Annotated in this window: 7 protein-coding genes; 4 read left to right on the top strand and 3 right to left on the bottom strand. The window is 65.7% G+C overall.

Going from position 1 to position 6049, the window contains the following annotated elements:
• Positions 1-102: 102 nt before the first annotated feature.
• Together VSR68_RS33640 and VSR68_RS33635 are read left to right on the top strand one after the other, a co-directional pair.
• A complete protein-coding gene (locus tag VSR68_RS33640; RefSeq protein ID WP_342943888.1) occupies positions 103-1239 on the top strand; it encodes a VIT1/CCC1 transporter family protein in 1137 nt (378 codons plus the stop codon).
• Between the two features lie 5 nt (positions 1240-1244).
• The gene (locus VSR68_RS33635; protein ID WP_342943887.1) at positions 1245-1592 is read left to right on the top strand and encodes a 2Fe-2S iron-sulfur cluster-binding protein; all 348 of its coding nucleotides are present in this window, start codon (positions 1245-1247) and stop codon (positions 1590-1592) included.
• A 40-nt stretch (positions 1593-1632) separates the two neighbouring features.
• Here VSR68_RS33635 and VSR68_RS33630 read toward each other — a convergent pair whose 3' ends face one another.
• The 3 genes from VSR68_RS33630 to VSR68_RS33620 form a co-directional block, all read right to left on the bottom strand.
• Positions 1633-1830: a DUF1653 domain-containing protein gene (locus VSR68_RS33630; protein ID WP_321574797.1), complete on the bottom strand. Its 198-nt coding sequence runs from the start codon at positions 1828-1830 to the stop codon at positions 1633-1635.
• A 63-nt stretch (positions 1831-1893) separates the two neighbouring features.
• A complete protein-coding gene (locus VSR68_RS33625; protein WP_090865048.1) occupies positions 1894-2538 on the bottom strand; it encodes a helix-turn-helix transcriptional regulator in 645 nt (214 codons plus the stop codon).
• Between the two features lie 106 nt (positions 2539-2644).
• A complete protein-coding gene (locus tag VSR68_RS33620; RefSeq protein WP_342943886.1) occupies positions 2645-3610 on the bottom strand; it encodes an ornithine cyclodeaminase family protein in 966 nt (321 codons plus the stop codon).
• Positions 3611-3907: 297 nt separating this feature from the next.
• Between VSR68_RS33620 and VSR68_RS33615 the strand changes: the two genes are divergently transcribed.
• Both VSR68_RS33615 and VSR68_RS33610 read left to right on the top strand, forming a co-directional pair.
• A complete protein-coding gene (locus VSR68_RS33615; RefSeq protein ID WP_342943885.1) occupies positions 3908-4684 on the top strand; it encodes an ABC transporter substrate-binding protein in 777 nt (258 codons plus the stop codon).
• 115 nt (positions 4685-4799) lie between these two features.
• Positions 4800-6044 carry an FAD-binding oxidoreductase gene (locus VSR68_RS33610; protein WP_342943884.1) on the top strand — a complete coding sequence of 415 codons (1245 nt, stop codon included), beginning with the start codon at positions 4800-4802 and terminating at the stop codon, positions 6042-6044.
• The last annotated feature ends 5 nt before the right edge of the window (positions 6045-6049 follow it).

The raw sequence follows: 6049 nt of genomic DNA, 5'->3' as shown, positions 1-6049 counted from the left end.
CCCCTCGCCCCTCGCCTCTGGCCTCAAACACCGCAACGGCCCGCGCTGCGTTAAGCTTCGTCCTGACCCCACGAACACCCGGCCCAGACCGCGCCTCGATCGATGGCCTCCCGGCACGAACTCAAACGCTACCGCACGAACCTCGCCGACGAACTCGACAGCGCCGCGCTGTACGAGACGCTCGCGCGCGTCGAAAAAGATCCGCGGCGCCGCACGCTGTTCAGCCAGCTCGCGAGCGCCGAGCGCGTGCATGCGAACGTGTGGGCCGACAAGCTGCATGCGAACGGCGTGCGCGTGCCGCCGCACCGGCACAGCATCAAGACGCATCTGATGCGTGGCCTGATCCACACGCTCGGACCGAACTATGTGCTGCCGTCGCTTGCCGCCGCCGAATATGCGGACCGCGACAAGTACGCAAATCAGCCCGACGCCGTGCAACTGTCGAAGGACGAACAGCATCACGCGGCCGTGATGCAGCAGATGGTCGCGGACGTCAAAGGGAATGAGCAGCCGCCGTCCATAGGCTCGCAGATCGCCGCCGCCGAGTCGTGGCACAAGAACGTGACCTCGGGCAACGACCTGCGCGCGGCCGTGCTCGGCGCGAACGACGGCCTCGTGTCGAACTTCTGCCTGATCATGGGCGTCGCGGGCGCGGGAACAGGCAACAAGGCCATTCTGCTGACGGGGCTCGCCGGGCTGATCGCGGGCGCGTGCTCGATGGCGCTCGGCGAGTGGCTGTCGGTGACGAACGCGCGCGAGCTGGCGCGCACGCAGATCGCGAAGGAAGCGGACGAAATCGAGCACACGCCGGAAGCCGAACAGCGCGAGCTGGCGCTGATCTTCCAGTCGAAAGGGATCGACGCGGGCGAGGCGAAACGCGTCGCCGAGCAGGTGATGCGTGATCGGAACAAGGCGCTCGATACGCTGGCGCGCGAAGAGTTGGGCCTCGATCCGGCGGAACTGGGCGGCAATCCGTGGACGGCGGCGGGCGTGTCGTTCTGCCTGTTCTCGCTCGGCGCGATTTTTCCGGCGATGCCGTTCCTGTGGGCACGCGGCACGCCGGCCATCGTGCAGTGCGTCGCGCTGAGCGCCTTCGGACTCGCGGCTGTCGGCGTCTTCACATCGCTGTTCAACGGGCGGAGCGCCGTGTTCTCGGCGTTCCGTCAGATCGTGATCGGGCTCATCGCGGCGGCCTTCACGTTCGGCGTCGGGCGGCTCCTGGGCGTGTCGATTTCGTGAGTACGATGACAAGCGAAGCACTGTCCCGCAGTGGGCCGCAAGAACACGAGCAGACCTTCGAGGTGCGCGTCGAGCCGCTCGGCCGCACGTTCGACGCGCCCGAATCGCTGACCGTGCTCGAAGCGGCGGGCTTCGCGAATCTTTATCTGCCGCGCATGTGCCGCAACGGCACGTGCCGGACCTGCCTGTGCAAGATGACGTCGGGCCGCGTGCGATACACGGTCGAATGGCCGGGCGTGAGCATCGAAGAAAAGGCGGAGGGTTATATCCTGCCGTGCGTGGCTATCGCGCAGAGCGATCTCGTGATCGAAGCGCCCGATGCTGTCGAATTGCCGACGCCTGTGCCGCGCTGACAGCTCCGCATCGGCGCGAACGAGCCGTAAGCCAAAACCCCTAGTTAATCGGCGAAAACCGCGGAACCTTGTCGCCTTCGTGCTCGATCATCTCGAAGAACACCGACGACGGCCGCGTCCAGATCGTGCCGTTTTCGGCGCGATAGACGATCATCGTCACGCTCGGGTCCGATTCGAGCGTCGCTTCGCAGATGAATTCGTAAATACCGCCTTTGTAGTGTCGATAACGCACGGTCACGGTCGTGTCCTCGAAGGTGTCTGGAACGGATCAGGCAGCGCGGGCCGCGTGCCGCAACAGCCGTCAGCTCGCGCCCTCTTTCATCTGCTTCAGATGCTTATAAACCGTTGCACGCCCCATGCCAAGCACGTTCGCGACATAGTTCGCCGAACTCTTGCCGCGAAACGCGCCTTCCGCATAAAGCGCTTCGACCAGCTCGCGCCGGTGCTCGCGCGTGAGTCCGTTCAGGCCGATCTGCCGCTCGCGCAGCCATCCGTGCAGGAACGTGTTGATGCGCTCCTGCCAGTCGTCGCGGAACAGTTCTTCCGGTTGCGCGACGACGCCCGCGCCCTTGATGAACAGATCGAGTGTCGAGCGCACGTCTTCGAACACGGCGATGTTGAAGTTGATGCACATCATGCCCGCCGGCTGCCCGTTGTCGTCGAACAGGATGTTGCTCACGCAGCGCATGCGGCGGCCGTCCCAGTTGAGCTTTTCGTATGGGCCGATCACGCGCTCGCGCGCCGAATGGTCGATCTCTTCGAGCGCGGAATCGTCGCCTATCTCGCGCTTCGACAGATTGTTCGCGAGATACAGAACCGTCTGGTCATGCAGATCGTGGATCACGACTTCCGCATACGGGAAGAACAGCGCGGCGATGCCGTCCGCAATCGGCGCATAGCGGGTCAGCAGCAGATCCTTGACGGGAGACGTTTTCTTCTTGCGCATCGGCGGGCAGTGGCAGTGTTCGCAGTGTCTCTCTGCGGTGTTCCTCGTGATGCCGCGCGCGCCTGACGGAACAACGGCGCGCAGCGGGGGCTGATCGACATTGTAGCTATTGTGCGTGCGCCCGATCGCGCGTCAGATGACGGTACAGCTCGCTGGCGATCGCGACGTCCTCGAGGCCCAGGCCGATCGAGCGGAAGAACGCGTGCCGCTCGTAGTCCGGCGCGGCGCACGTGCCCGCAACGAGCGACGGCAGATCGCCTTTCAGCCTGTCCGCCGACCAGCCGTGCTGCGCGGCAAGCTTCATTTCGCCCGCGCTGCCGGGCGTCGTCGCGCGATAGTCGCAGTACACGTCCATCTCGGGCAGCCACGTCGGGTCGATTTCATGCGCGTTCGCGGCGTTCGTGCTGATCGACGTGATCAGCGCGGGCATCGTCAATGCGTCGCGCGGCAGAACGGGCGTGCCCGACGACGTGCACAGCATCACGACATCCGCATCCTTCACGCATGCTTCGATGCTCGTGCTTGCGACCGCGCGCGCGTCGGCGGCCTCGAACGCGGCGCGCTTCGCGTCGTCATTCGCGAGACCGGGCGACCAGACGCGAACCGATTCCCACGCGCGCAGCGGCGCGACATGCCGCAGATGCGCGAGCGCGACGGCACCCGCGCCGACGATCGCCAGCCGCGTCGCATCGGCGCGCGCGAGCCGGTCGACGGCGAGCGCCGTCGTGCCCGCCGTGCGCTCCGTCGTCAGCAGGCCCGCGTCGCACCACATCAACGGCTGGCCCGTTTCCATCGACATCAGCGCCGTCCACGCGGTGATGACCGGCTTGCCGCCCGTGACGATATACGGCGAGAGCTTCGCGCCGAACACTTTCGCATCGGCGAGCGCGCCCAGGTAAGTAATGAAGTCGCCGGCACCGTTCGGAAACAGCGTCAGCGTCTGCGGCGGCTGCACGGCCTCGGCGGAAGCCAGCGCACGGAACATCGCGGTCAGCGCGCCGCGCACGTCGAGTGCGGGCAACGCTTCGCGCACAGCCTGTTCGTCGACGGCAAGTGGCAAGGCGGTCGTCATCGGTCTTTCTCCTTCAGCGGCGATTGATGCGTCAAATGTAGACTTATAGTCTACTTGAGACTTTCCAAATCTGGACAAAAATTCTACGTAGAGACGCCCGTTTCGCGAGCCCCATCACGCCGATCAACGAGCCTTTGTGCGGCTGCCTCCCGCTTCCGGCAAGGCGCCGCGCGATGCGAACGAACATTTTCCATCACCGGACTATCGTATTCCCTATAGTCCATATTGGACTTTTCGTCTATATTTCACCTGCGCCGCCTGCCGCGTCCGCACCGATCACCAACGACAGGAACCGTCATGAACCTGAAGCTCTCCCTCGCCGCCGCCGTCCTTGCGATGACGGCAGGCGCCGCCCATGCGCAATCCGATACGCTGCGCTTCGGCATCGAAGCCGCCTACCCTCCGTTCGAAAGCAAGACGGCATCGGGCCAGCTCGAAGGCTTCGATGTCGATGTCGGCAACGCCGTCTGCGCGAAGCTGAAAATGAAATGCGTGTGGGTCGAGAATGCATTCGACGGCCTGATTCCCGCGCTGCAGGCGCGCAAATTCGACGTGATCAATTCGGCGATGAACATCACGGCCAAGCGCAAGGAAAGCATCGCGTTCACGCCGCCCATCTATGTCGTGCCCATCGTGATGATCGCGAAGCACGGCTCCCGCCTGCATCCCGACGTGAAGAGCCTGCAAGGCAAGCGCGTCGGCGTGCTGCAAGGCTCGTCGCAGGAGGACTTCCTGAAGGCGCACTGGGCGAATGCGGGCGTGCAGGTCGTGTCGTATCAGGATCAGGACCAGGTGTATGCGGATCTCGTCGCCGGCCGGCTGGATGCCGCCGTGCAGGAAGCGCAGACGGCCCAGGACGGCTTTCTGGGCAAGCCGGCGGGCGCGGGCTTCGAGATGGTCGGCGAGCCGCTGAAAGACCCGTCGACGCTCGGCGAAGGCACGGGCTTCGGCCTGCGCAAGAGCGACAAGGCGTTGCAGGCGAAAGTCGATGCCGCGCTCGACGCGCTGAAAAAGGACGGCACCCTGACCGCGCTCTCGCAGAAATACTTCAAGCGCGACATCATCGCGAAGTGATACGCTTTCGAGCCGAAGCCGGACGATCCGGCTTCGACAGGCGGGCGCGTGGCGACACGCGCTCGCTGCGCTTCGGGCTTCATCACACGTCACTTCAAAGACCACTCTGATCGCTATGGATTTCGACGTCATCGTGCTGGGAGCGGGGATCGTCGGCGTATCGTCGGCGCTGCATCTGCAGGATCGCGGACGGCGCGTCGCGCTCATCGACCGCCGCGCGCCCGGCGAAGAGACGAGCTTCGGCAACGCGGGCCTGATCGAGCGTTCGTCGATCGTGCCATACGGCTTTCCGCGCAAGCTCGGCACGCTGCTGCGCTACGCGCGCAACCAGTCGACGGATCTCTACTGGGACTACAAGGCGCTGCCCTCTTACGCGACGTGGCTCGCGCGCTTCTGGTGGGAATCCGCGCCGCAGCGGCTCGCGGGCGCCGCGCACGACATGCTCCCGCTGATCGGCGCATGCGTCGAGGAACACGACCGGCTGATCGCGCGCGCGGGCGTCGGCGAGCTGGTGCACGACGGCGGCTGGATCGAGGCGTTCCGCACGCGCGCCGAATTCGACAGCGAAGCGAGAGCCTCGCAAGACGCGATCCGCGAGCATGGCCTGCGCGTGAGCGTGCTCGACGCGGCCGCGCTGCGCGCGCAAGAGCCGGCCGTGGGCGACGGCATTTGCGGCGCGCTGCACTGGAAAGATCCGAAGAGCGTGAAGAATCCGGGTGCGCTCGTCAAAGCGTATGCACGGCTTTTCGAAGCGGAAGGCGGCGCGTTTATCACCGGCGACGCGACGAGCTTGCGTTCATCGGGCGATGCCTGGACCGTCGACACGCAACACGGCGCGATCAGCGCGAAGGAAGTCGTGCTCGCGCTCGGGCCGTGGTCCGATACCGTGTTCGGGCCGCTCGGCTATCGCATTCCGCTGCGCGCGAAGCGCGGCTATCACATGCACTATCGTCCCGCGCGGCAGATGCTGTCGGTGCCCATCGTCGATACGGAACGCGGCTACGTGGTTGCGCCGATGGAAGACAACCGCCTGCGCCTGACGACAGGCGTCGAGATCGCGCAGCGCGGCGCGCCGCCGACGGGCATCCAGCTCGAACGCGTCGAGCCGCTCGCGCGCGCGACGTTCGGCCTGGGCGAGCGCGTCGACGACAAGCCGTGGCTCGGCATGCGGCCCTGCACGCCGGACATGCGTCCCGTGATCGGCCGCGCGCCGCGCCATCGCGGCCTGTGGTTCGCTTTCGGGCACAACCATCATGGGCTGACGCTCGGGCCCGTCACCGGCCGCCTGCTCGCGGAGATGATGACGGGCGCGACGCCCTTCACCGATCCGAAGCCCTATCGCGCGGAACGCTTCGGCTAGGCCTC

Origin of the sequence: Paraburkholderia phymatum (assembly GCF_038900715.1) — a bacterium.
In the GTDB taxonomy this organism is placed as follows: Bacteria; Pseudomonadota; Gammaproteobacteria; order Burkholderiales; family Burkholderiaceae; genus Paraburkholderia; species Paraburkholderia phymatum_A.
This window is presented reverse-complemented; position numbering and strand designations above follow the sequence as displayed.

Excerpts from the sequence above, each read along its gene's own strand:
- VSR68_RS33640 (WP_342943888.1), top strand. The coding sequence starts at position 103 with ATGGCCTCCCGGCACGAACTCAAACGCTACCGCACGAACCTCGCCGAC.
- VSR68_RS33635 (WP_342943887.1), top strand. The coding sequence starts at position 1,245 with ATGACAAGCGAAGCACTGTCCCGCAGTGGGCCGCAAGAACACGAGCAG.
- VSR68_RS33625 (WP_090865048.1), bottom strand. The coding sequence starts at position 2,538 with ATGCGCAAGAAGAAAACGTCTCCCGTCAAGGATCTGCTGCTGACCCGC.
- VSR68_RS33620 (WP_342943886.1), bottom strand. The coding sequence starts at position 3,610 with ATGACGACCGCCTTGCCACTTGCCGTCGACGAACAGGCTGTGCGCGAA.
- VSR68_RS33615 (WP_342943885.1), top strand. The coding sequence starts at position 3,908 with ATGAACCTGAAGCTCTCCCTCGCCGCCGCCGTCCTTGCGATGACGGCA.
- VSR68_RS33610 (WP_342943884.1), top strand. The coding sequence starts at position 4,800 with ATGGATTTCGACGTCATCGTGCTGGGAGCGGGGATCGTCGGCGTATCG.